We start from the raw sequence: 22,269 nt of genomic DNA, 5'->3' as shown, positions 1-22,269 counted from the left end.
TAAAAAAGCTTTTTTTATGCGTATTACTTGTCTAGTGTTTTTTGCTTTTATTCTTATTACCTCTTGTAAAGAGTCTAATCAAACGGAGGTTGTCCCAGTAACAGAGCAGCCAGCAATAGCCGCGTCTACTAGCAATGCATCACTCACTGCGATACAACTACCCTCTACAGGAAAGTCTCATTTGCCTAGACTCAAGTCGAGTGGCGGTAAATTACATATGACTTGGGTGGAGCAAGAAGACAAGATGGCAATTTTAAAATATGCTAGTTACGATAGTGTTAAGTGGAGTAAACCTAGAACTATTACATCTGGAGATAATTGGTTTGTAAACTGGGCAGATTTTCCAGCACTGGGCGTAAATGGTGATTACCTACTCACTAATATCTTAGAAAAATCTGCAGAGGGCATTTATGATTATAATATAAAACTTCAATTATCAAAAGGTGATGCGGTTATTAAAGATGATTTCCTACTCAATACAGATGGCGTAGATGCAGAGCACGGTTTTGTGTCTATACAAGCATATGATGGAGGTTTTTATGCTAGTTGGCTAGATGGTAGAAATACAAAAAACGAAGACAAGAGTAAAAACCAAATGACCCTCCGCAATGCCTACATAGATTTAGCGGGAAACATAACTCAAGATACAGAGATAGATAGTCGCGTTTGTGACTGCTGTAATACAGCAACGGCTATTACAAATAATGGACCGGTTGCCGTTTACAGAGATCGCTCAGACACCACACCAGAGATACGAGATATGGCTATCGTGCGATGGGTAGATGGAGCGTGGTCAAAACCTATGGTTATAGGTAATGATAATTGGGAACTTAACGGTTGCCCCGTAAACGGACCTGCAATAGCAACCAAAGAAGAAAATGTGGTGGTGAGTTGGTTTACTGCAGAGGGTGATGCTCCTAGAGTGCTCACGGCTTTTTCAAATGATAATGGAGCCTCTTTTGGAGGTGCAATCCGTGTAGATAAGGGAAACGCAATAGGCAGAGTAGATACAGATTTTATGAGTGATGGCAGCGCTCTCATCTCGTGGTTAGAACCAATGGGTGAAAACGTAGTGCTACAAGTAGCCCGAGTGTATGTAGATGGCACACACGATGCCCCAGTGACAGTAACCAATACCTCTGCCGAACGACAAAGCGGTTTCCCACAACTAGAAGTTGTAGGCGATTCGATTTTTGTCGCCTGGACAGATCTTAATGGTGACAACACCGAAGTCAAGATGGTACACTTTGAGATGAAATAATTTATAATATTATTCTAGCCTTAACAATTTCTTTAATAAGCTCAAAATTATCATCACCCACTTCTTGTCGGTCAATTATTGCGTAATCTTTATAATTTTCAATATCAATAATTATTTGATTCTCTTCCAACTTGTAGTCAGTAAACTCACTCCAATCAATTTTTTGGTAATAGCCAGGAGTTGTGAAATTAAAAGATTCATCCGTCAATTCATAAATTTGCTTGTAATCTATGTATTTTAAAATGTATTTATTGGTTAACTTTTCTTGTACTTTTTTTTTAGTTTTATAAGTGTTCCAATTACTCCAAGAATCAAATAGACGAGATAGAGATATCCCGCAAATAATATAGCCAAACATTGCTTTTCCCAAAACAAGCATAATCCCAAAAGCTAACAGGATAAGGCCCCAGATAAACTTATTCTCAGTGCTCTTTCGATAATTATTCCAGATGTTGTCGAATCTATATGCTTGTTGGTGACGAAATAGTGATTCATCAAAATCAACTTCAATTTTCATACTACAACCTAAACTTTCCATTATTGGTCAAGAAAATAGCATTGGTGAAGAATAACTTTCCATTATGCCAGAACGCTCTAAAAAGTGGGTCGTCTACCATATAGATAATGCTCCCGCGCCCCATACGTTCTTCTCCAAAAATAAGAGAGTTACTTAGTTTCCCTTTTGCCGTTTCTCCTGCAAATCCTGCTACATTCTCTACCTCTTCAGGAATCCACGCTACGTTATAACCGCGGTCAAGATATGAGTAGGAATTGCTTCCTAGCTTTAAACTGTAGTACGTGTCTGGATAGCCAAAAGCCATAGGGTGTGTCGTATCTACTTTAGTCTTAAAGATAGAACCTGTGATAAAGTTTGTGGTACTTGCATTCTCACGATCTGCATACGGAGTTAGGTTTTCTTTCTTGTCGCTTTTTTCGGTATCGCTGCCGCCGGTATTTCTTTTTATTGAAAATCCAGATTTTCCAGCGAGGCTTCCTACGGCATTTGCTAGTGCAATTACTTTACCGCCACCACGCACAAAGTCTTTTACTTTATCAAGGTTACTTTCATTAAGAACGCTTCCGTACCAGCCGCTAGGCATTACGAGTACATCAAATTCATCAAGATTTACACGCCCTAGCTTATCTGCATTTATAGAAGTCACTGGGTATTGTAATGTTTGTTCAAAAAAGTACCACGTAGCTCCATAACTCAATGATGAGGTTGCATCTCCTTTAAGTAATGCAATCTTTGGCGGATTGATAAGCTTTACTTGTGACGACCCAAAGTCTGGTCCAGAACTTGCAAATGATGTAGAAGTAGCGGTAAGGGTTCTGTTATGCTTTCGCGAAAGCGTACTCAATACCTCATTAAAATCTTCACGTCCCAGATTATCACTTTTTGTGATGATTAAAGAACCGCGCTCGTAAGAAATTCCATTATTTACAAAGGGTTGCTCACTAAAACGTACTCTAATACCTTCCTTAAGAAGTCCTGCTAGAAACTGTGCATCATCAAGACTATTCCACTTCCCGATGTAGCCCGCTACATTTGTGCTTGCTGTGGTTATGTTTGTTTTAAAAGGGCTCGCAGCATTTGCTTTTACCAGTGATGTGCTTGCCACGGCATTAAGACCATAAGCGTGTGGTAAATTCCACGCGGTGATATCATAAGTGAGCGGTGTGCTTAGTTTTGCATCTGGCTCAAAAAGTGCCTTTACCATTTTTCCTTTTGGCTGGTCTGTACTTATCACCATTGCTGTATCATAGCTCATACTACCTTGACCGTTTGAGGTGTAGTTAAAACCTGTTGCCTTTCCGTTTGAGGCAAAGCCATAGTTTATCTCGTGCTTGTCCATTAAGTCGGCTAGCGCTTTGAGATTATCTACATTACCAGAAAGCACGTAGCTTTTATATTTAAGATTGTTGTTATTAAAGTATGCTTTAAATTCTGAGTTGAGTTTTGCAGCATTTTTTACAGAAATCTCTACGGTAGAGAGCCCCGTGGTTTTGTGATGTGCTACACGATCTACTAGCGTGAGTTCATAACCTCGATCTGTATGAATACCTAAACCGGCACGACCGTGACCAGCTTGCTCATAGGTCATCCCTATTGCTCCCATAAAGGTAGGGTAGGTGTCACCGTAAGAAGGGTAGAGTAAGTCAAAACTCTCTCTTGTAAAAAACAGCCAACCTTCTTTATCAAAATAACGCGCGTGATTTGCTCCTATTTGCGTTTGGAAATCCATCTGCCAGTCTGTGATAATCTCGTGATATGGCTCTGCTGCTGGAGCAAAATAATAAGGATTGTTTATTCCTTGCTCGTGAAAGTCTACGTGCACGTGTGGCATCCACTTATTATATACTTTTAATCGTTGTTGTGATTCTACTTGTGATGCCCACGCCCAGTCGCGGTTAAGGTCAAAAAGGTAGTGATTAGGTCTTCCTCCTGGCCACGGCTCATCGTGCTCTGCAGCTACTTGTGCTGGGTCGTAAGGTGTAGACGCTACTTGGTTAAACCAGTTTGCATAGCGATCACGCCCGTCTGGATTTACACAAGGATCCATAATTATAACGGCATCTTTTAACCATTCTTTTTTTGAAGTAATTAACTCATATAGTGTCACCATAGAAGCCTCTGTAGATGAAGCTTCATTACCGTGCACGTTATAAGAAAGCCAGACTATTGCCTTGTCTGCCGTACCAGAGTTGCCGGTAGCAATACCTGTTTGCTCCAGGTTTGCCTTGCGTATATTTTCTAGATTGCTATGGTTTGCGCTTGTGGTAATAACGGCATAGGTAAGGGGTCTACGCTCGTTAGTTTTACCATATTCTTGATAGGTGACTAGGTCACTATTTTCGGCTACGTGTTCAAAGTAGCGCACCACGTCTGAGTGTCGTGAGAACTGTGTTCCTATCTCATAACCCAGAAATTCTGATGGAGATTGTACTTGAGCGGTAAGTAATGTTGTGAGAAATAAGGCGACAAAAAAGCTGTAGATTCTGAGCATTTGGTTGGTTTTAGCAAAAGCTAAAGCTATAAAAAGAGCTCGCCGCAAATCAGCGTTTTAACGTTTTTTTGGGAAAAGTCGCAATTTATCAGAATTATCTTTACTATCTAAACCATAATTTATGCCAACCGACTGTCTGCCGTACCGAGAAACGGGGTATTTTTCTAACCTTATTACAAACTATCTAGATCAAGAAGAAGCACTTAAGCCCTTTTATCACAGATTTCCTACAGCAGATAATCTTATCAAACAGGCAGAAGAGAAAGGGCAATTTTTTAGTCCGCTTTCGCGAAAGCGTTTATATGATTCCCTCATCGCGCAATATAAAAATACAAACACCTCTGCCGAGACGCAGCTCAATCTAGAGCATCTTGCCAGCGAAAACACGTTTACCATTACCACAGGGCACCAGCTCAATTTATTTACGGGGCCGCTCTACTTTTTATATAAAATTATCTCTGTTATTAACCTCTGCAAGGAGCTTAAAGAGAAAGATTCAGACCGCAATTATGTGCCTATTTACTGGATGGCGACAGAAGATCACGATTTTGACGAGATTAATTACTTCAATTTTCAAGGTAAAAAAGTACAGTGGAATCGTGAGGACGGTGGCGCCGTAGGCGAACTCTCAACCGATGGACTGGCTGAGGTACTAGCATTATTTAAAACACAGCTGGGGACTTCAAGAAATGCGGAGTACCTCTCAAAACTTTTTAGTGATGCCTACCTCAATCACGATAACCTGGCAGATGCAACGCGCTATCTGGGTAACGAGCTTTTTGGTGAGTACGGCCTTGTCATTGTAGATGGTAACGACGCGGGACTTAAAGAATTATTTGCTCCTTATGTACAACGAGAATTGCTAGAGGGTGTGTCGCACGCAAAGGTGACACAGCAAACCGAGCAACTCACTGCGCTAGGCTACCCAGAGCAAGTGCACCCTCGTGAGATTAACTTGTTTTACATAAAAGAAGGTATACGTGAGCGTATTATCAAGGTGGATGATATGTATGTGGTAAATGATACAGATATCCGCTTTCGCGAAAATGAGATACTTAACGAGCTTGCTAACCACCCAGAACGGTTCTCGCCTAACGCCTTGCTGAGACCACTTTTTCAAGAAGTGATTTTACCGAATCTTTGTTACATAGGTGGAGGCGGAGAGCTGGCGTACTGGTTCCAACTGAAAACATATTTTGAAGAAGTGGGAGTTCCATTTCCGGTATTACTACTTCGTAACTCGGCATTAATACGTACCGAAAAGCAACGTGCAAAAGCCGAAAATCTAGGCGTTTCGTTGCCAAATTTATTTCTAAAACAAAACGAACTCATCAACCGAAAGGTGCGTGCCATCTCAAATATAGAGATAGACTTCTCTGCGCAACGCAGCTTCTTGAAAGAGCAGTTTAAAGCAATGCACTTACTAGCCGAAGAGACAGACGCTAGTTTTATAGGAGCCGTAAAAGCTCAAGAAGTAAAACAACTCAAAGGCTTAGAAAACTTAGAGAGTAGATTGCTGCGCGCTCAAAAGCGTAAACTAAGCGATCACGTACAACGCCTAGTAGATTTACAAAACGAAGTATTCCCAATGCAAAGCCTGCAAGAAAGAAATACTAACTTCTCACAGTTTTATCTAGAATTTGGCGAGCAACTCATCCCTGAACTTGTAAATGCGCTGGAGCCGCTAGGCGGCGAGTTTACGGTGGTTACTTTGTAGGGGGTTAGTTTGTTTAGTTTTCTATCAGCTCTACATCTAAAGCATCTCTCAGTTTATGCAAACTCTGTTTTGAGAATCTTTTAAAAAAGAATCGTATGCCTATAAATCTTATCATTACAATTTGAGCAATTACTGATAGTATCATAAACGGTTCGAATTTTTCCAAATCAAAAGTCACTATTAAGCACATTGCAATTATAGGAAAGATTAAAAGTATACTTAACATTATTTTAAACGCCTTGTTAATTGTAATTGTGACAGAACCTAGTTCAGTGTTGATTTCTCCTGTTAATACACAGAATGCTCCTTTTCCAACCGTTGAAGAGATAATTTTAAATTCATTATCTGAAATTTGACCTCTGAAAGATTTTGTCGTCCAATTTGATGTTAAGTATTTTGAATATTCGGTGCGTCTTTCAAGACGTTCAATTGTTTCTTTTTGGGAGCTAATTAACTTGAATTTGAATTCTCTAGTCGGAAATAGATTCATAACTTTTAATTTTTGATCTTTTTCCCGTTTATGAATTTGATGATCATTGGATTTCCATTATCATTTAAGCAAAATTCTTCACCATCTTTCTTTCCGTCTGTATAAGGACATTTATATATTAAAGTAGTATCCTTATGCCTTGTGACTAAAGTCTTTTTAAAATTAGTGTCGTAATAAGTCCTTTCAGTGAATTTACCATCCTCATTAGTTGTATAGCGAATTCTTTCCTTTGGTACTAGTGGATATTTCTTATAGTAGAAAACATTTTCAGCAAGTCTTCTATGGCTTTTATTATAAAATAATTTCCATTCTAGAAGAACACCATTCTTATATATCTCTTCTGCAACAATATGGCCATTTCCGTTTTTTCTAAGTTTTTGTGCAACACCAGTAAATAGCTCATTATTATAGTCTTGATATGCAAGATTGTTGTCAAAATATATCTCTTTGACAGATAATGTGTCTTGTGAGAATACATTTTGATAACCTACAATAAGTAGAAAAAGAATTATTAAACGTAACTTCATATCTATAAACCCAACTGCTTTATCCCTTCATAAGCTACAATTCCCACGGCATTTGCGAGATTTAAACTTCTGATGTGTTCGCTAAATAATGGAATTTTATAAAGTTGGTCGGGGTGTTTTTCGGTGATTTCTTTTGGGAGTCCTTTGGATTCTTTTCCAAAGACGAGAAATAGGTCTTCTTCAAAAGGAATGTCATAATGTGATTTTGTGCCGTGACTTGAGAGAAAGGCCATTTTCGCGAAAGCGTTCTTTTTAAAAAAGTCTTCTGTATTATCATAATACTGTACGTCTAGATGCTGCCAGTAGTCAAGACCTGCGCGTTTAAGGCGGGTGTCGTCTATCTCAAAACCAAAGGGTTTTACAAGGTGCAACTTGCAGCCAGAACCGAGGGCAAGCCTACCTATGTTACCTGTGTTATTTGGGATTTCTGGATTGATGAGTACAATATTGAGCATAATGGCTTGCTTGATGGGATGTATGGTGTATAAATGGTGTGTGAGATACTAATGTTATCACAAAAACTAAAGCTTGTCACGGGCTATAACTCCCGTCTACAGTATCTTTACCCAAAAATAGCATTTTGAGAGTAAACTACTTCCCCCAAAAATTGATATATCTTATTGCCATCGTACTTTTTACGGTAGGTAATACACAGACGGCACAGGCACAGGATTTTGAAAAAATTAAAGAGTTTTTTACGTTTCACCCTAACCACAAGGCTGTTGCAAAAGACAGTACTTTATATGCATCTAAGTTTATAGCAGCACCAGTAATGAGTTACAGTCCGGAGACAAATTTTGCCTTTGGGACGGGTGCAAAATACTTATTTAAATTTAACGGTAGTGGGGAGGAGACGCGTGTGTCTAATATGCCTATCACGCTGCAGTACACACTTAATAGTCAGTTTTTTGTTTATTCTGGATTTGAGATTTTTACAAACCAAGAGAAATGGGTGATAGAGGGTAATATCCTTTTTCAAAATTACCCAAGACTGTTTTATGGTTTTGGCACAAACTCACCAGAAAGTGCAGAGGAGGAGTATAATTATTACCAGTTGCTAGTGGAGCCTATCTTTTTAAAACAGGCTTTTACACGTTACCTTTTTGTGGGTGCAGGTGTACGGTTTAATCACATTTACTCTGTTGATATAGAAGAGGGCGGACTTATAGATCAAACCAGACCTACGGGTTATGATGGATCTACATCGCTAGGTGTTGAGGTCGCTGCGCTGTATGATAATAGAAATAATGTACTAAATGCTCAAAATGGATGGTACCTCGAGACGACGAGAGGTCAATATTTTGAGGCGCTGGGAGGTACACATAATTTTGATTTGACACGTTTTGATTTAAGACATTACACAAAGCCATTTGCAGATAAAGATGATATTCTCGCATTCCAGATGGTAGGAAGGTTTACTCGTGGTGACTTACCGTTTTCTGAGTTTTCTTTTCTTGGGGGTAGTGAGATTATGCGTGGTTATAGAGAAGGCCGTTATGTAGGTAGAGATTTACTTGCAAGTCAGGTAGAGTATAGAAAGACGTTTAAGAACTCTCGTTTTGGCGCTGTATTATTTGCCGGTGGAGGTGATATCTATAATGATGTGAGCGATTTTCAGTTTAAGAACTTAAAACCTACCTATGGAGGTGGTCTTCGTTTTATGATAGATAAGGAAGAGCGTCTCAATCTTCGTTTTGATGTAGGTTTTGGTAGAGGATCTAGTGAGTTTTACTTAGGGATTGCAGAGGCATTTTAATAGCTAGGAGCTAGTGCAATTTGCATCATTTTATTTTTAGAGATAGGAACAAAATTTCTATATTACTCTGAAAATAATCTAGATACGATGCTCAAACCTGTACTCTTTTTTCTTTCCATTTTTTTAGTTTGTAGTTGTGCTCAACAACAAGAACCAGAAGTTGCCATAAACCCAGAAACGTACTGGGGAGAAAATCCTTGGCCAGATATTAGAAAGAAGCGTATCAGCCAGCTATTACCGCAAGCGCTCAAAACTGCAGAGGTAGATTGCTGGATGAGTATTTGTAGAGAAAATAATAATGACCCCATTGCAGATCATATAGGAGGAGAAAATGCTGGTGGTACCGCCGTATTTTTATTTTACAACGACGCTACTGGGTTTCACTCCAAGGTATTCTCACCTTCTGGAGAAGCAACTGCGCTAGATGATCTAGATATACACGAGGAGGTCGTGAGTGTAGAGCGAGGAACCTCTGCTATTGAGCAAGCGTCAGATTTTATCAAAACAAAAGATTTTAAAAGTATTGCCGTAAACACTTCTTCAAAAAATGTGATGGCAGACGGACTTACGCATACACAGTATGAAGAAATCGCTACTGCCTTAGGTGACGAAACCTCAAAACTAGTATCCTCAGAAGAGGTTGTCTATGAGTGGTTATCTATAAAGCTACCAGAAGAAGTTGCCATCTTAAAGAAAGCAGCAAAGCTCACTGCCCAGTGGCAGATTGAAGCCTACGAGCAAGTAGTACCTGGCACATCTACAGATGCAGACATTGCAAAATATTTAAAACAAAGAATGACTGAGTATGGCGTGACAGATGGATGGGCACCTGCTCAAAATCCTAATGTAAATTCTGGGCCAGACCGTGGGCACTCGCACGCTACAGATAAAGTAATTATGCCTGGTGATGTGATACAAATAGATTTTGGCATCAAAGTATATGACAGGTGGGTGACAGATATACAGCGATTTGCATATGTTTTAAAAGAAGGCGAGAGCGAGGCTCCAGATGAGATTATGCACTACTGGGAAAGTTCTAAAGCTGGAAATAGGGCAGCACTCGCTGCGATGCAACCTGGCGTAAAAGGAGTAGATGTAGATAGAGCCCAGCGCGTACTTATGGAAAAAGCAGGGTCTGATTATGTGATGTGGAGCACGGGTCACCCAGTAGGCTATGTCGCTCACGATGTAGGACCTAATCTAGGAGGTTCTCAAGCATCACACGTGAGACCAGCCTCAGAAAAAGTAATCAAGGAAGGGATGACGTTTGCCTTTGACGGTTTTCACTCTTGGAAACTAGCAGACGGTGGTGTAAAAACAATGTCTGTAGAGGAGATGGCCGTAGTAACAGAAAATGGAGCGGAGTATCTTATCGCTCCACAAGAAGAACTTGTTATTATCTCAAATTAATTATCTAAGCAAAAAACCAGTAATCTTTAACGGCTTCTTTGCCCCAAGAATCAAGTAGTGCTTGTATTTCCTTCTTACCATCTGGAGAAGAAACTACAATCATAATCTGTGCATTTTCTATAGATGGGACATCTGTAAAAGATTGCATACGTACATCATAAATGTCTTTGCCTATCTGTTTCTCATTATTTGAAACCCAGTGAAAGCTGTCATTATACGATTGTAAAATCTTAGCCATATCCTTACCATTGCGACCGGCACCCCAGAGTACGAGTGGTCGTGTGTTATCACGATCTATCTCATAAAAGAAACGCATTTTCATATCAAAATAGCGATTGTCTTTATACTCATCCCAAGTACGTGAGATGCGGTTAGAGCGATCACGCCAGTGGTGAAGTATGGCATCTATCCCTATAACTTTGAGCCCGTGTTTATACATACGGAAACACAAATCATAATCTTCTGGATAGATAACAGGATCAAAAGCACCTACGGCATCAAAATCATCTTTATGAATCATCCAGCAATGTGACGGGATAACACACTCTTTATAAATCTGCTGGTAGTGTGTGCTTGTTCTCGCCACTTCATTAAGCCAGCGCTCATAGCGTAAAAAACCATCACCTACCTCGCCCTCATCTACAAAGTGCTCTGTACCTCCAGCAATCACGTGCCCTTTTCCATACTTATGCCACTCATCTACGAGAAGCTGAATTTTATAATCTGGCATTTTATCATCAGAGTCCATCCTGTTGAGCAGGGTTCCGCGTACTTCTCTGTATCCACATTGTAATGTAGGGATGAGTTTATAGCCGTCACTGTCAAAAACACGAACGCGTGCATCTTGCTTTGCAAATGCCGCAAGAATCTCTGGAGTCTCATCTGTACTGTGATCATTTACAGCAATAAGTTCCCAGTTTTGATACGTCTGGTTTATAATGGAGTTTATGCAATCGCGCAGATATGGAGCCGTGTCTTTTACGGCCATTATAATAGATACGAGGGGTTGATTTACTGCCACGATTTTGGAAGGTTTTTTGTGATTTCTATAGGGTCAAAAGTACTACTTTCTCTAGCGCCGTGTTCGGTCACCCATTTTGCGGTTTTTTGTAATCCTTGTGCAAGTGTTGTGGCTGGCTTTGGGCTAAAGATTTCTATAAATTTTGAGTGGTCTGCATAGGCGTGTACTACTTCCTCACGCTGTTCAAGGTGGTTGATGGTTACCTCTTTTTTCATAGCAACTCCTACTTCTTTAGCTAGATCATTTACCGTGTTTTCGGTGTCTGCGCCTATGTTAAAGATTTGGTTGTCCGCTTTCGCGAAAGCGTAACTAGCCGCAATATATGGTGCCACATCATCTATGTAGGTAAAGGCACGGGTTTGATTTCCGTCGCCAAAGATGGTAATCGGTTCGCCCTTTAATATCTGATTCATAAATATACCCACCACATTACGATATTTATCTCCGATGTTTTGTCCAGGCCCATACACATTATGCGGACGAAAGATAATATAGTCTAGCCCAAACATTTTATGTGCATTATATAGATCCATCTCTACCGCATATTTTGCAATACCATAAGGGTCTTCGGGTTGTGGTTTTTGCGATTCTTTAAGTGGTAATTCTTGAGTTCCATACACAGCAATAGAGCTTGTAAAGATGAACTTCTTTATGTTGTGATTAACCGCAGCATTAATGAGGTTGATACTCCCAATGAGGTTATTCTCGTAGTTGAACTTACGTATAAAATGGCTCAACCCTTCGGCGGCATATGCCGCTAGATGGTAGATGTAATCTATGTGATGTTGTGCAAATATCTCATCTATAAGTGTGGTGTCTGTAATACTTCCTTCTATAAAAATCGCACCTTGAGGTACATTGCTTGTAAAGCCGCCAGAGAGGTCGTCAAGTATGATTACGTGGTGATGTAAAGCTAGTAAATGACGAGCAACGTGGCTTCCTATAAAGCCAGCGCCACCGGTAACTAATGAGGTTATTTGCATACTGCAAACTTAGGAAAAGGAATTGAGAGGGGCGTTGTTACGCTTTCGCGAAAGCGTAAAAAAAACCACCTTTTACAGTGGTCTTTATATATTATCTCTTGCTTGCTCTCGCTTGCTTAAAATATTTTACTGGAGGAAAGAGCATCCCGAAAGATTCTCCATCATCTTTACCTAGGTGTTTGTGGTGCATTTTATGTGCTCTTCTTAATGCTTTACCGTACCATCCATTTGCATTGCGAAACAATTTAAATCGCTGGTGGATAAAGATGTCGTGCACACCAAAGTAGGCAAGACCATAAGCAAAAATACCTAAGCCTATAGGTAAACCTATCCATACGCCTTCGTACTGCCACAATAGGAAACAGCCTATTGAAACTAAAGCGTAAAAGATAAAGAAGAGGTCATTTTTTTCCCACCAAGAGTTATGTTTTTTATGGTGGTGGTCTTGGTGTAAAGACCATAAAAAGCCGTGCATTACATATTTATGCGTTGCCCAGGCTAGAAATTCCATAATGACAAAAGTCATAACAAAAACGAAGATCCAAAGTAATGTTTGCATTTGTATAGGGGATTCTTTTAAATAAGGTTTAAACGATATTTTACATAGCTACGTGCAAGTAGACTTGCCTTTACGTAGTCTGGCACGCGTACTCTTGTGTTCCTAATTTCGGCAGAGGGAACGCGTTTAAGTTTTGTGAGTAATTTTCTATAATAACGGAAGGCGGTGTACACCCCAAACTTTGCTTCTATAGGCAGTCTGTTTATACCTGCTAGTCCTTTTGCAAAGTCTTCTTCTATCTCTTCGATAATACGCTGTTTAGAGGCTTCATCAAGATTTACAAGATTTGTATTAGGGAAGTAGGTGCGACTTAGTCCTTCAAAATCTGCCTTGAGATCACGTAAAAAGTTTACTTTTTGAAAGGCAGAGCCTAAGCTCATCGCACTGTCTTTAAGGCTTTCGTATTTTTCTTTATCTCCTTTTACAAACACTGTAAGACACATAAGGCCTACCACATCTGCACTTCCGTAAATGTATTCCTTGTACTCCGCATCTGTGAGATAATCTAGTTTTGTGAGATCAAGGCGCATACTTTTCATAAACGATGCGATATGAGCAGGGTCTATATCATATTTATGCACGGTCTCTTGAAAGGCGTTGAGAATAGGGTTGAGGCTTATTTTATCTGTAAGCGCGTGCTCAAGATCTTCTTCAAAACGCTTGAATAGCGTAGGCTTGTCATAGTCGTGAAAAGAATCTACAATCTCATCTGCAAATCTTACAAAACCATAAATGTTATAAATGTCCTGACGTATACAGGGTGCAAGCATTTTAGTCGCGCTTGCAAATGAGGTGCTATATGATTGAGTTACAACCTTTGCACAGCTTCTCGATACGGTGTCAAATAGAGATTTCATTACTTAATTGATTTGCTTATTAATTGTGATACAAGCTTACCAGATATGAGGGCTGGAGGTACGCCAGGTCCTGGAACCGTTAACTGTCCAGTAAAATACAAATTTTTAACTTTCTTACTTCTTAAATTAGGTCTAAGAAAAGCTGTTTGCTTTAAAGTATTTGCCATTCCGTAGGCATTTCCTTTATAACTGTTATACTCACTTACAAAGTCATCTACACAAAATGACTTCTTAAAGATAATATGATTTCTAAAATTTTGACCAGATAATCGTTCTAGTCTTTCCATTATAATATCAAAATATTGATCACGTAGTGCCTGCGTATCTTCTACTCCGGGAGCTATAGGGATTAAGAAAAACCCATTTTCTTTACCTTCTGGCGCCATTGTCTCATCTGATACCGATGGGAAATTTGCATAAAATAAAGGCTCTTCTGGCCAAGCAAGGTCGTCATAAATGGTTCTTGCGTGCTGGTCAAAATCTGTATCAAAGAACAAGTTGTGATGAGCTACGTTATCAAACTTTTTATCAAAGCCTACATAAAAGAGTAGTGATGACGGTGCAAATACACGGCTGTCCCAGTATTTCTCTGTGTATTGTCTATATGATGGGTCTAACAAAGTCTCACTGTGATGATAGTCTGCTCCACTTACGACATAATCTGCAGTTATGGTTTCCCCATTAACTATAATTCCTTGTACTTTTCCTTGATCTACCAGAATTTTACTGGCACCAGCGCTTGTATGAGTTTTTACTCCTAATGAGTGTGCAAGCTTAATCATTCCTTTGATGACCTCGTGCATACCTCCTTTAGGATGCCAAGTCCCTAGGCCAAAATCTGCATAGTTCATAAAACGATAGAATGCAGGTGTGTTGTTAGGTTTAGCTCCGAGAAACAATACTGGAAATTCTAAAATCGAAACCAGCTTTTCATTTTTAAAAGCCTTGCGCACGTCATCACTTATTGTTTTAAAAAACTGATTTACGCGTACCGCCGTTTCTGGAGTTACAAGTTCAAAAGGAGAAAGGCCTGGCTTGTTTACTACATCATTAATAGCAATGTCATAGTTGACCCCAGCATTTTTTATAAACTTTTTGAGTTGAGGAGAGCTGCCTGGCTCTATACGCTCAAACTCTGTAGCTATTTTATCTAGCGTATCACCTATGGTTACAACTTCATCTTTAAACCAGACGTAATAAGCAGGGTTCAGCTTTTCTAACAGGTAAAAGTCTGAAACCTTTTTATTAAAATCTCCAAAAAACTTTTCAAAGATATCTGGCATCCAGTACCAGCTAGGGCCCATATCAAATGTAAAGCCCTCTTCTTTAAGTTGTCTAGCACGACCACCTAGGGTATCATTTTTTTCATAAAGGTGTACCTCGTTACCAGCTTGAGCGAGATAACACGCAGCAGATAAGGATGAAAATCCAGATCCTATAATCACAATCTTTTTAGGCATACGTAGCAGACTTGTTTTTTATAACATTTACAAATTCTCTTATACTCATCATTATATGCACATTTTTAGGAAGGCTAAGCTCGTCTATTTTACTAGTCATAGCTCCTAAAACATATAAATCTAGTTTCTGGTTACCAAAAAGCTCATTAAACTCATCAAAATATGCAGGTATATCTTCGGCTAGCGGTTGTACAGTGAAGTAAGTTGCAAATGAGAGGTTAGGATGATTTGAAGAGAGGTACTTTAAGTTTGATAACATTATGCTCTGCCCTAAATAAATCACCTTGTAGCCATTTGCAACAAGTTCATAATTTAAAAAGAGTAGGCCTAGCTCGTGTATCTCGTTTTCTGGTAAGAAAAGTGCAAATGTTTTATCCTTGAGAGGCGGCACATTAATTTGTGTCTTCTCAATATTTATAAGAATCTTTTGCTTAATAAGGTTAAAGATAAAATGCTCGTGAGATGGGTTTATCGTATCCGTTTGCCATAATAACCCTATCTCTTGTAGTAACGGTATAAACGTCTCATAAAAAATGGTGACAAATGGCTTATCTTCATTAAGAGCATTATAGGTCTTGTGAAATAAGTTTTGATCAAAATTCATCATTGCTATCTTAAATGAATTGATAGCGTGATTTTCATTTGCGGCACTAGTTTCGGTTACTAGCTCTGCCACGAGCGCTGCAATTTCCTTTGTGGAGTGCTTTGCTATTTTAGAAATCTTGAATTTATTCTCAGTAAGAAATACAACATTAAGAAGCTTTTGCAAGTCGCTTAAGGCATACGTTCTAATATTTGTAGAGGTACGCTGTGGCTCAAGAAGACCATACCTTTTCTCCCAGATACGTATGGTATGGGCTTTTATACCACTTAAACTCTCTAAGTCTTTAATGCTAAATTTTGTCTTTACGGCATTTTTCATACTACACTTATTTCTTGTAAAAATAGCGAATTTACTTATTTTGTTTAATCAAATAGTGTTAAGTTTTAAACAAAAAAATTAAATATGCGATATTTTCTTATGATGTAAGTGTGTAAAAGTTATTTCCGTGATGCTTAAGGTATAGGTGTTTTGGGTCTATTTGTATAGTTAAGAGTACTTGTATAAAAAAAGAGCTAACCTTACGATTAACTCTTGTATTGTACCCGGGATGGGACTTGAACCCACACGCAACTAGTGCACACGGCCCTCAACCGTGCCTGTCTACCAATTTCAGCACCCGGGTAGAAAAGCGGCATTTTGTCAATGCGGGTGCAAATATAAAATCTTCTTATGAAACTTGTGTATTAATCTACAGATATTTTAGAGTAGGATAAAACTGTTCTATAAAAAAACCTCTATCGTTAGATAGAGGTTTATGTTTGTAAAGTGACCTGGCTGGGGCTCGAACCCAGGACCCTCTCCTTAAAAGGGAGATGCTCTACCAACTGAGCTACCAGGTCGTTATTTTAACGGGGTGCAAATATAAAATCTTCTTTTGAGATTTTGGGCTTATTATGTAATTATTTTAAGAACGTTTTTTTAGCGGTGACACATAAAAAAACCTCTATCGTTAGACAGAGGTTTGCACTTATAAGTGACCTGGCTGGGGCTCGAACCCAGGACCCTCTCCTTAAAAGGGAGATGCTCTACCAACTGAGCTACCAGGTCATTGCCTTAATGCGGGTGCAAATATACAGTTAATTAATTCTTACTGCCAAGTGTTTTAAATAAAATTTTCAATCTTTTTTTTAGATTAATATATACTTTTGTTTCTCAACAAGTTCGCTTATGAAAATATATCTAGTAGGTTATATGGGGTCTGGAAAATCAACCATTGGACCGCTACTTGCCGAAGTGCTTTCTTATAAATTTATAGATTTTGACACCTACATTACTCAAAAAGAGGGGATGAGTATCTCTGAGATTTTTAAAAATAAGGGAGAAATATATTTTAGAAAATCAGAGTCTACGTACTTACAACAACTTTTAGAAGAAGAATCTGAGCAGGTCGTTGTTGCGTTAGGAGGAGGTACCCCTTGTTATGGCACAAATCTCCAGGTGTTAAAGGATAGTGATGCGCAAACGGTATATCTTAATTGGCACTTTAAAACACTTGCTCAACGTTTATGGTCTGCAAAAGAGGAGCGCCCTCTCATCGCTAGTATGCAATCTTATGAAGATCTAGAAAATTATGTTAGAAAGCACTTATTTGAAAGAGGTTTTTATTACAACCAGTCAGATCTAGTTCTAAAAATAGAAGATCAAAGTCCTCAAGAAGTTGTAGATAGTATACAGGAGTCTTTATTCTAATACAGCAGTATCATTACCTTTTCTAAAAGTTACTTTTACAGACTCATTGAGAGAAGTACTTAAAGAAATACCTTTAAAGTCTGCTTTAACAGGGTATTTTTTGTGGTTTCTATTAACAAGTACTGCCGTTTTAAATCTCTTGAGCGGTACATCAAGAAAATGCTTTACACCGTATACTAGCGTTGTACCAGAGTTTAGTACATCATCTATAAGTATCACAGATTTATCTTTATACTCCTCTGGTGACATACTGGTTTCTACAGTGCCTAAAGGTTTTTTCTTATTCATAGTTACTTTACAAAGCTTGGTTTGTAAAGGTGAGATTTCAGAAATTACTTTGGCTAGACGTTCTGCAAATTTGTAGCCATTATCTGCTATACCTGCAAGTATGATCTCTTCTTCATTTGCATTACTCTCGTAAATCTGAAACGCTATACGTTTTGTTTTATGCTGTATAGCTGTGTGATCTAGTATTTTTTCCAACTTAACTTTCATACTTGAAATTGCTTATGGTATAAAGATATTTAATATCCTGCTTATTCTTCTTCGTCACTACTAAAAAAGGAATCATTATTATAGATGTCATCTATATCTCTACGATCCTTTTTAGTAGGTCTACCAGACCCCTTCTTGCGGTAATAGTCTTTTGAATATTTGAGAAGTTCTAATTTTTCTAGATTTTCTTTTGGAGTATGATCTTGTACATACATTCCCACTAGTTTTGCCCCAAGTCTACTTTCTGGTAGGTCTAGAACTTCAAGAATATAGGTGACTTGATTTTTTCGCACAGAGATCTTGTCTGTAGGATACACATCTCGCGATGGTTTTACAGAAGCTCCATTCATTTTTACCTGCCCTTTTTTACAGGCAGCCGTGGCTATAGATCGCGTCTTAAAATAACGCACACACCATAAATATTTGTCTACTCGCATATAAAAAGCCCTAAAACAGCGTTAATAACTGTAAAGTAATGTGCAAAAATACATCAAAATTGTATCTTGCGCTCCTTAAAATAATATTGATGAAATTAAGAAATTACCTTGGTTTAGTGCTGGTTTTACTAGTTTGTGTAGCTTGTCCTAATAATGATGATGACCTTATAGAGGTTCCCGTAAGAGACCGTGGCGAGCAGTCTATAGAAGATGACGATTTGCTGGTAGAGTACCTTTCTACTCACTTTTATAATTATGAAGAGTTTGAAAATCCAGAAGCAGGGTTTGATTATAAAATAGTTTTTGATACAATAGCAGGAGAAAACAGTGATAAAATCCCGCTTATAGATCGTCCAGAGCTTAAGAAAAAAGAATATTTTAGATTTGATACAGAAAACTCACTATATATCTTGCAAGTAAGAGAGGGGAGTGGAGAAGAGCCAGTGGCAACATTTGCAGATTCTACATTACTAACTTACGAAGGTTTTAATCTTTACGGAGATGTGTTTGATGCATCTGTAAATCCTATATGGCTTAATCTTCCTACCACAATAGACGGTTTTGCAAATGGGTTAGGAACTTCTGTAAATCTTCTAAGTACAGTTGCAGAAGATAATAATGTAGGTTTTGGTGGCGCTTCAGGTTTTACAGTAGAGCCAGATGGTACTACTTCTTTTAACCAAGATTATGGAGTAGGTGCTGTATTTGTGCCTTCAGGTCTTGCTTATTTTAACCAGCCTCCGGCAGATATTAGCTTGTACGGATCTATCGTTTTTACATTTTCAGTATATGATGTAGTTATTACAGATCACGATGGTGATGGTATTATTACTATCAATGAAGATATAGATAATAATGGATTCCTTTTTGACGAGGCAGATAATCCAGATGAAGATGCTGTTCCAGCTTTTAGAGATCCTAATGATGATAATGATGGTATTCTTACTAAACTAGAGATAGTAACAGATGAGGATGGAAACTTTATAAGCCTACTGGATACAGATGGAGATGGTATAAATGATCACTTAGATACAGATGATGATGGTGATGGAAGACCTACAATAGATGAAATTATTGTAAATGCTCTTACAGGTGAAATCACCTACACAGATACAGATGGAGACGGTACACCAGATTATCTAGACTCAGATAGTTAGTAGACGGTATACCGCTTTCGCGAAAGCGTAATAAAAACCCACATTGTACTTCGCAATGTGGGTTTTTTAGTTAGATTAAATTTATCACATCCATTTTCGGTGAGACGCTACGGCTTAATTAATTATAAAAAATAGTACAATGGTCATTCTTTAAAAAGCAAAAAACACCCCAGATGAGGTGTTTTATATCAGTTTTTGAAGCTTGTTTTAATTCTTTTTATCAAAAGCGTATGAGAGACTTAAAATCCATTGTGAAGGCCTTGCATCTACTTGAAAACCTACACTGTTATCTTCTACTTGTGACTCAGTAATAATTGTATTATCTGTAAAGGCACCTTCATATCTTACATCTATACCTAGCTGGCCTAGTGTTACTCCTACACCTAGTTGATATCCTACGGTAAATGAATTTTCTGGATCTTCAAAATCTATATTTACCTCTTCAAATCCATTTTCAAGAATGTATTGAAATGACGGTCCCGCCTTGATGTTAAGTGGGCCTATTATATCAAATCCTACGAGAAGCGGAATGTCTATTTTTGAAAGTTCATAATCATATACGTCTGAAGATACTCCGTCATTTGTGTATTCTGTATTGAGCTTTGTATATAACAGCTCTGGTTGTATAATGAGTCCAGCAAACTTTGCTTTATAAAAAACACCAGCGTGAAAACCGGTTTTGTTTTCTTTACTAAAAGTGCTGTTTGCAAACTCAGACGTAAACTCTAAGTCACCTACAGATCCATAATTAAGTCCTCCTTTAATACCAAAGCCAGTACTCTGGCTTAATGCTGTAATACCTGACAAAAGTAGTACGGCGACAATGATTTTTTTCATAATTGAAATTTTATTGATTAATGTAAAGACAAATAAAAAGGCAGTATGTTACAATCATACTGCCTATGTCATATATAAAAAACGTATGGTTTACGTTATTATTTTCTTGAAATCACTTTTTCTACTTTCTTAACAATCGCGTTTGTATTAAGGCCATATTTCTCCATAAGTTGTGCTGGAGTTCCACTCTCGCCAAAAGTATCTTCTGTAGCGACATACTCTTGTGGTACTGGATGCGTAAGCGATAGCTCTCTAGCAACACTCTCACCTAGACCTCCTAGAAAGTTATGCTCCTCTGCAGTCACGACACATCCTGTCTTTTTTACAGACTTAATGATTGCCTCTGCATCTAGTGGTTTTATGGTGTGTATGTTTATTACATCTGCCGTGATGCCTTTCTCGTTAAGGACTTTGCAAGCCTCTAGCGCTTCCCATACTAGGTGACCAGTTGCAACAATTGTTACATCATTACCTTCTTGCAATTGTACGGCTTTACCTATTTCAAAAGTTTGATCTGCTGGAGTAAAGTTAGGTACTACCGGACGTCCAAAACGTAAATAAACCGGACCTACGTGGTCTGCAAGGGCTATTGTAGCGGCTTTGGTCTGGTTATAGTCACAAGTATTTATTACTGTCATACCTGGTAACATCTTCATAAGACCTATGTCTTCTAGTATTTGGTGTGTTGCACCATCTTCACCTAGGGTAAGACCTGCGTGTGATGCACAAATCTTTACATTTTTACCAGAGTATGCTATAGACTGTCTTATCTGGTCATAAACGCGACCTGTAGAGAAGTTTGCAAAAGTACCTGTAAAAGGTATTTTACCTCCTATGGTAAGGCCTGCGGCGATACCCATCATATTTGCTTCTGCGATTCCTATCTGGAAAAAGCGCTCAGGATTTTCATCTATGAAGGTTTGGATTTTTAAAGATCCTATAAGGTCTGCACAAAGAGAAACCACATTTGGGTTTGTTCTACCTAGTTCTGTCATTCCTGCGCCAAAACCTGATCTTGTGTCTTTACTGCCTGTATTTTCGTATGTTTTCATTGTAAAAGTTTTTGGTACGCTTTCGCGAAAGCGTAATAAGAAAAGGTTTAGTAATCGCCTAGTGTTTCTGGATTTTGCTCTAGTGCACTAGCGAGTTGCTCATCATTAGGAGCTTTACCGTGCCAGGCGTGAGTGCCCATCATAAAGTCTACACCGTTACCCATAACTGTGTGTAATAACACACAGACAGGTTTACCTTGACCAGATGCAGCTTTTGCCTCGTTCATTCCAGATACAATGGCCTGAATGTCATTTCCTTTTTCTATATCTAAAACAATCCACCCAAAGGCTTCAAACTTTGCACGCACACTTCCTAAATCAAGTACGTGGTCTGTGCTACCGTCTATTTGCTGACCATTGAGGTCTACAGTTGCAATAAGGTTGTCCACCTTTTTTGCAGAGGCATACATTATAGCTTCCCAGTTTTGTCCTTCTTGTAACTCACCATCACCCATAAGTGCATAGATGGTGTGGTTATCGTTATTAAGTTTTTTTGCTTGAGCGGCACCTACGGCAACACTAAGCCCTTGGCCTAGTGATCCAGAGGCTATACGTACTCCTGGTAGCCCTTCGTGTGTAGTAGGGTGACCTTGTAGACGTGAGTCTAACAATCTAAAAGTGTTAAGTTCTTCTACGGGAAAATACCCAGATCGTGCGAGCACGCTATAAAATACGGGTGATATGTGACCGTTAGATAAGAAGAAGAGATCTTCTTCTATACCATCCATATCAAATCCTTCTTTACGTTCCATTAGTTCTTGATAGAGAACCGAAATAAATTCTGCACATCCTAAGGATCCTCCAGGGTGACCTGAACTTACTTTGTGTACTTGTCGTACAATGTCTCTGCGCACTTGTGTTACAAATGCTTCTAGCTTCTTAATATCTGCCATCTTGGGTAAATTTTATAACGTAAAAATAAGCATATAAAAAAGTCCTACCATCTAGA

22 protein-coding genes and 3 tRNA genes are annotated in these 22,269 nt (G+C 38.7%); 6 read left to right on the top strand and 19 right to left on the bottom strand.

The features are described from left to right. Positions 1-16: 16 nt before the first annotated feature. Positions 17-1,261 (top strand): hypothetical protein, encoded by a 1,245-nt coding sequence (locus ACFO5T_RS07595; RefSeq protein WP_380033331.1) that lies wholly within the window; start codon positions 17-19, stop codon positions 1,259-1,261. A gap of 1 nt (position 1,262) precedes the next feature. On the opposite strand, the gene ACFO5T_RS07590 is transcribed toward ACFO5T_RS07595, so the two are convergent. Both ACFO5T_RS07590 and ACFO5T_RS07585 read right to left on the bottom strand, forming a co-directional pair. Further along, positions 1,263-1,778: a hypothetical protein gene (locus ACFO5T_RS07590; protein WP_380033329.1), complete on the bottom strand. Its 516-nt coding sequence runs from the start codon at positions 1,776-1,778 to the stop codon at positions 1,263-1,265. Between the two features lies 1 nt (position 1,779). Further along, positions 1,780-4,269, bottom strand: a complete 2,490-nt coding sequence (locus ACFO5T_RS07585; RefSeq protein WP_380033328.1) for a M14 family metallopeptidase — start codon at positions 4,267-4,269, stop codon at positions 1,780-1,782. A 121-nt stretch (positions 4,270-4,390) separates the two neighbouring features. On the opposite strand from ACFO5T_RS07585, the gene bshC reads away from it, so the two are divergent. Then, positions 4,391-5,986, top strand: coding sequence for a bacillithiol biosynthesis cysteine-adding enzyme BshC (bshC, locus tag ACFO5T_RS07580; protein WP_380033326.1), 1,596 nt, complete (start codon positions 4,391-4,393; stop codon positions 5,984-5,986). 13 nt (positions 5,987-5,999) lie between these two features. Here the strand turns inward: bshC and ACFO5T_RS07575 are convergent, their stop codons facing one another. Genes ACFO5T_RS07575 through ACFO5T_RS07565 form a run of 3 tightly spaced genes read right to left on the bottom strand, consistent with a single transcriptional unit; the run spans position 6,000 to position 7,461 of the window. After that, positions 6,000-6,476, bottom strand: coding sequence for a hypothetical protein (locus ACFO5T_RS07575; protein WP_380033324.1), 477 nt, complete (start codon positions 6,474-6,476; stop codon positions 6,000-6,002). Between the two features lie 5 nt (positions 6,477-6,481). After that, positions 6,482-7,003, bottom strand: a complete 522-nt coding sequence (locus ACFO5T_RS07570; RefSeq protein WP_380033322.1) for a hypothetical protein — start codon at positions 7,001-7,003, stop codon at positions 6,482-6,484. A gap of 2 nt (positions 7,004-7,005) precedes the next feature. Next, positions 7,006-7,461 carry a tRNA (cytidine(34)-2'-O)-methyltransferase gene (locus ACFO5T_RS07565; RefSeq protein WP_380033551.1) on the bottom strand — a complete coding sequence of 152 codons (456 nt, stop codon included), beginning with the start codon at positions 7,459-7,461 and terminating at the stop codon, positions 7,006-7,008. A 149-nt stretch (positions 7,462-7,610) separates the two neighbouring features. Between ACFO5T_RS07565 and ACFO5T_RS07560 the strand changes: the two genes are divergently transcribed. Together ACFO5T_RS07560 and ACFO5T_RS07555 are read left to right on the top strand one after the other, a co-directional pair. After that, positions 7,611-8,759 carry a BamA/TamA family outer membrane protein gene (locus tag ACFO5T_RS07560; RefSeq protein WP_225969287.1) on the top strand — a complete coding sequence of 383 codons (1,149 nt, stop codon included), beginning with the start codon at positions 7,611-7,613 and terminating at the stop codon, positions 8,757-8,759. An 87-nt stretch (positions 8,760-8,846) separates the two neighbouring features. Further along, positions 8,847-10,169 carry a M24 family metallopeptidase gene (locus tag ACFO5T_RS07555; RefSeq protein WP_380033319.1) on the top strand — a complete coding sequence of 441 codons (1,323 nt, stop codon included), beginning with the start codon at positions 8,847-8,849 and terminating at the stop codon, positions 10,167-10,169. A gap of 4 nt (positions 10,170-10,173) precedes the next feature. On the opposite strand, the gene ACFO5T_RS07550 is transcribed toward ACFO5T_RS07555, so the two are convergent. The 9 genes from ACFO5T_RS07550 to ACFO5T_RS07510 form a co-directional block, all read right to left on the bottom strand. Continuing rightward, positions 10,174-11,190 carry a glycosyltransferase family 2 protein gene (locus ACFO5T_RS07550; RefSeq protein WP_051583851.1) on the bottom strand — a complete coding sequence of 339 codons (1,017 nt, stop codon included), beginning with the start codon at positions 11,188-11,190 and terminating at the stop codon, positions 10,174-10,176. Then, the gene (locus ACFO5T_RS07545) at positions 11,181-12,173 is read right to left on the bottom strand and encodes an NAD-dependent epimerase/dehydratase family protein (RefSeq protein ID WP_380033317.1); all 993 of its coding nucleotides are present in this window, start codon (positions 12,171-12,173) and stop codon (positions 11,181-11,183) included. Before ACFO5T_RS07545 ends, ACFO5T_RS07550 begins: the two co-directional genes overlap by 10 nt. 91 nt (positions 12,174-12,264) lie before the next feature. Continuing rightward, entirely contained in the window at positions 12,265-12,732 is a 468-nt protein-coding gene (locus tag ACFO5T_RS07540) for a sterol desaturase family protein (RefSeq protein ID WP_035327817.1), read from the bottom strand. Between the two features lie 17 nt (positions 12,733-12,749). After that, on the bottom strand, positions 12,750-13,589 hold the full coding sequence (locus ACFO5T_RS07535; RefSeq protein ID WP_035336076.1) for a phytoene/squalene synthase family protein: 840 nt from the start codon (positions 13,587-13,589) through the stop codon (positions 12,750-12,752). Continuing rightward, positions 13,589-15,049, bottom strand: a complete 1,461-nt coding sequence (locus ACFO5T_RS07530) for a phytoene desaturase family protein (RefSeq protein WP_380033314.1) — start codon at positions 15,047-15,049, stop codon at positions 13,589-13,591. Before ACFO5T_RS07530 ends, ACFO5T_RS07535 begins: the two co-directional genes overlap by 1 nt. Next, positions 15,042-15,971: a MerR family transcriptional regulator gene (locus ACFO5T_RS07525; protein ID WP_380033312.1), complete on the bottom strand. Its 930-nt coding sequence runs from the start codon at positions 15,969-15,971 to the stop codon at positions 15,042-15,044. The genes ACFO5T_RS07530 and ACFO5T_RS07525 overlap by 8 nt, the downstream gene beginning before the upstream one ends. A 221-nt stretch (positions 15,972-16,192) precedes the next feature. Then, positions 16,193-16,275: transfer RNA gene (locus ACFO5T_RS07520), tRNA-Leu, on the bottom strand. 144 nt (positions 16,276-16,419) lie between these two features. Continuing rightward, a tRNA-Lys gene (locus tag ACFO5T_RS07515) sits at positions 16,420-16,492 on the bottom strand. Between the two features lie 135 nt (positions 16,493-16,627). Then, a tRNA-Lys gene (locus ACFO5T_RS07510) sits at positions 16,628-16,700 on the bottom strand. A gap of 120 nt (positions 16,701-16,820) precedes the next feature. Between ACFO5T_RS07510 and ACFO5T_RS07505 the strand changes: the two genes are divergently transcribed. Continuing rightward, positions 16,821-17,342, top strand: a complete 522-nt coding sequence (locus tag ACFO5T_RS07505) for a shikimate kinase (RefSeq protein WP_380033310.1) — start codon at positions 16,821-16,823, stop codon at positions 17,340-17,342. Here ACFO5T_RS07505 and ACFO5T_RS07500 read toward each other — a convergent pair. Further along, positions 17,334-17,837, bottom strand: a complete 504-nt coding sequence (locus ACFO5T_RS07500; RefSeq protein WP_380033308.1) for a phosphoribosyltransferase family protein — start codon at positions 17,835-17,837, stop codon at positions 17,334-17,336. The genes ACFO5T_RS07505 and ACFO5T_RS07500 overlap by 9 nt on opposite strands. Positions 17,838-17,878: 41 nt before the next feature. Then, positions 17,879-18,274, bottom strand: coding sequence for an RNA-binding S4 domain-containing protein (locus ACFO5T_RS07495; RefSeq protein WP_035327837.1), 396 nt, complete (start codon positions 18,272-18,274; stop codon positions 17,879-17,881). Between the two features lie 89 nt (positions 18,275-18,363). Here ACFO5T_RS07495 and ACFO5T_RS07490 point away from each other — a divergent pair, with 89 nt between their 5' ends. Next, positions 18,364-19,431, top strand: a complete 1,068-nt coding sequence (locus ACFO5T_RS07490; RefSeq protein WP_380033305.1) for an FKBP-type peptidyl-prolyl cis-trans isomerase — start codon at positions 18,364-18,366, stop codon at positions 19,429-19,431. Positions 19,432-19,638: 207 nt separating this feature from the next. Here ACFO5T_RS07490 and ACFO5T_RS07485 read toward each other — a convergent pair whose 3' ends face one another. From ACFO5T_RS07485 to ACFO5T_RS07475, 3 genes are all read right to left on the bottom strand, one after another. Continuing rightward, positions 19,639-20,268 (bottom strand): outer membrane beta-barrel protein, encoded by a 630-nt coding sequence (locus tag ACFO5T_RS07485; RefSeq protein WP_375253064.1) that lies wholly within the window; start codon positions 20,266-20,268, stop codon positions 19,639-19,641. 98 nt (positions 20,269-20,366) lie between these two features. After that, on the bottom strand, positions 20,367-21,320 hold the full coding sequence (locus ACFO5T_RS07480) for a transketolase family protein (RefSeq protein WP_375253065.1): 954 nt from the start codon (positions 21,318-21,320) through the stop codon (positions 20,367-20,369). A 47-nt stretch (positions 21,321-21,367) separates the two neighbouring features. Beyond that, a complete protein-coding gene (locus tag ACFO5T_RS07475; RefSeq protein WP_380033302.1) occupies positions 21,368-22,213 on the bottom strand; it encodes a transketolase in 846 nt (281 codons plus the stop codon). Between the last annotated feature and the right edge of the window lie 56 nt (positions 22,214-22,269).

The organism is Dokdonia genika, assembly GCF_042652845.1.
In the GTDB taxonomy this organism is placed as follows: Bacteria; Bacteroidota; Bacteroidia; order Flavobacteriales; family Flavobacteriaceae; genus Dokdonia; species Dokdonia donghaensis.
Note: the sequence above shows the minus strand (reverse complement) of the source record. Positions and strands in the feature narration are given on the sequence as shown.

Coding starts and splice junctions, on each gene's coding strand:
- ACFO5T_RS07595 (WP_380033331.1), top strand. CDS start 17: ATGCGTATTACTTGTCTAGTGTTTTTTGCTTTTATTCTTATTACCTCT.
- ACFO5T_RS07590 (WP_380033329.1), bottom strand. CDS start 1,778: ATGAAAATTGAAGTTGATTTTGATGAATCACTATTTCGTCACCAACAA.
- ACFO5T_RS07585 (WP_380033328.1), bottom strand. CDS start 4,269: ATGCTCAGAATCTACAGCTTTTTTGTCGCCTTATTTCTCACAACATTA.
- bshC (WP_380033326.1), top strand. CDS start 4,391: ATGCCAACCGACTGTCTGCCGTACCGAGAAACGGGGTATTTTTCTAAC.
- ACFO5T_RS07575 (WP_380033324.1), bottom strand. CDS start 6,476: ATGAATCTATTTCCGACTAGAGAATTCAAATTCAAGTTAATTAGCTCC.
- ACFO5T_RS07570 (WP_380033322.1), bottom strand. CDS start 7,003: ATGAAGTTACGTTTAATAATTCTTTTTCTACTTATTGTAGGTTATCAA.
- ACFO5T_RS07555 (WP_380033319.1), top strand. CDS start 8,847: ATGCTCAAACCTGTACTCTTTTTTCTTTCCATTTTTTTAGTTTGTAGT.
- ACFO5T_RS07545 (WP_380033317.1), bottom strand. CDS start 12,173: ATGCAAATAACCTCATTAGTTACCGGTGGCGCTGGCTTTATAGGAAGC.
- ACFO5T_RS07540 (WP_035327817.1), bottom strand. CDS start 12,732: ATGCAAACATTACTTTGGATCTTCGTTTTTGTTATGACTTTTGTCATT.
- ACFO5T_RS07535 (WP_035336076.1), bottom strand. CDS start 13,589: ATGAAATCTCTATTTGACACCGTATCGAGAAGCTGTGCAAAGGTTGTA.
- ACFO5T_RS07530 (WP_380033314.1), bottom strand. CDS start 15,049: ATGCCTAAAAAGATTGTGATTATAGGATCTGGATTTTCATCCTTATCT.
- ACFO5T_RS07525 (WP_380033312.1), bottom strand. CDS start 15,971: ATGAAAAATGCCGTAAAGACAAAATTTAGCATTAAAGACTTAGAGAGT.
- ACFO5T_RS07505 (WP_380033310.1), top strand. CDS start 16,821: ATGAAAATATATCTAGTAGGTTATATGGGGTCTGGAAAATCAACCATT.
- ACFO5T_RS07500 (WP_380033308.1), bottom strand. CDS start 17,837: ATGAAAGTTAAGTTGGAAAAAATACTAGATCACACAGCTATACAGCAT.
- ACFO5T_RS07495 (WP_035327837.1), bottom strand. CDS start 18,274: ATGCGAGTAGACAAATATTTATGGTGTGTGCGTTATTTTAAGACGCGA.
- ACFO5T_RS07490 (WP_380033305.1), top strand. CDS start 18,364: ATGAAATTAAGAAATTACCTTGGTTTAGTGCTGGTTTTACTAGTTTGT.
- ACFO5T_RS07485 (WP_375253064.1), bottom strand. CDS start 20,268: ATGAAAAAAATCATTGTCGCCGTACTACTTTTGTCAGGTATTACAGCA.
- ACFO5T_RS07480 (WP_375253065.1), bottom strand. CDS start 21,320: ATGAAAACATACGAAAATACAGGCAGTAAAGACACAAGATCAGGTTTT.
- ACFO5T_RS07475 (WP_380033302.1), bottom strand. CDS start 22,213: ATGGCAGATATTAAGAAGCTAGAAGCATTTGTAACACAAGTGCGCAGA.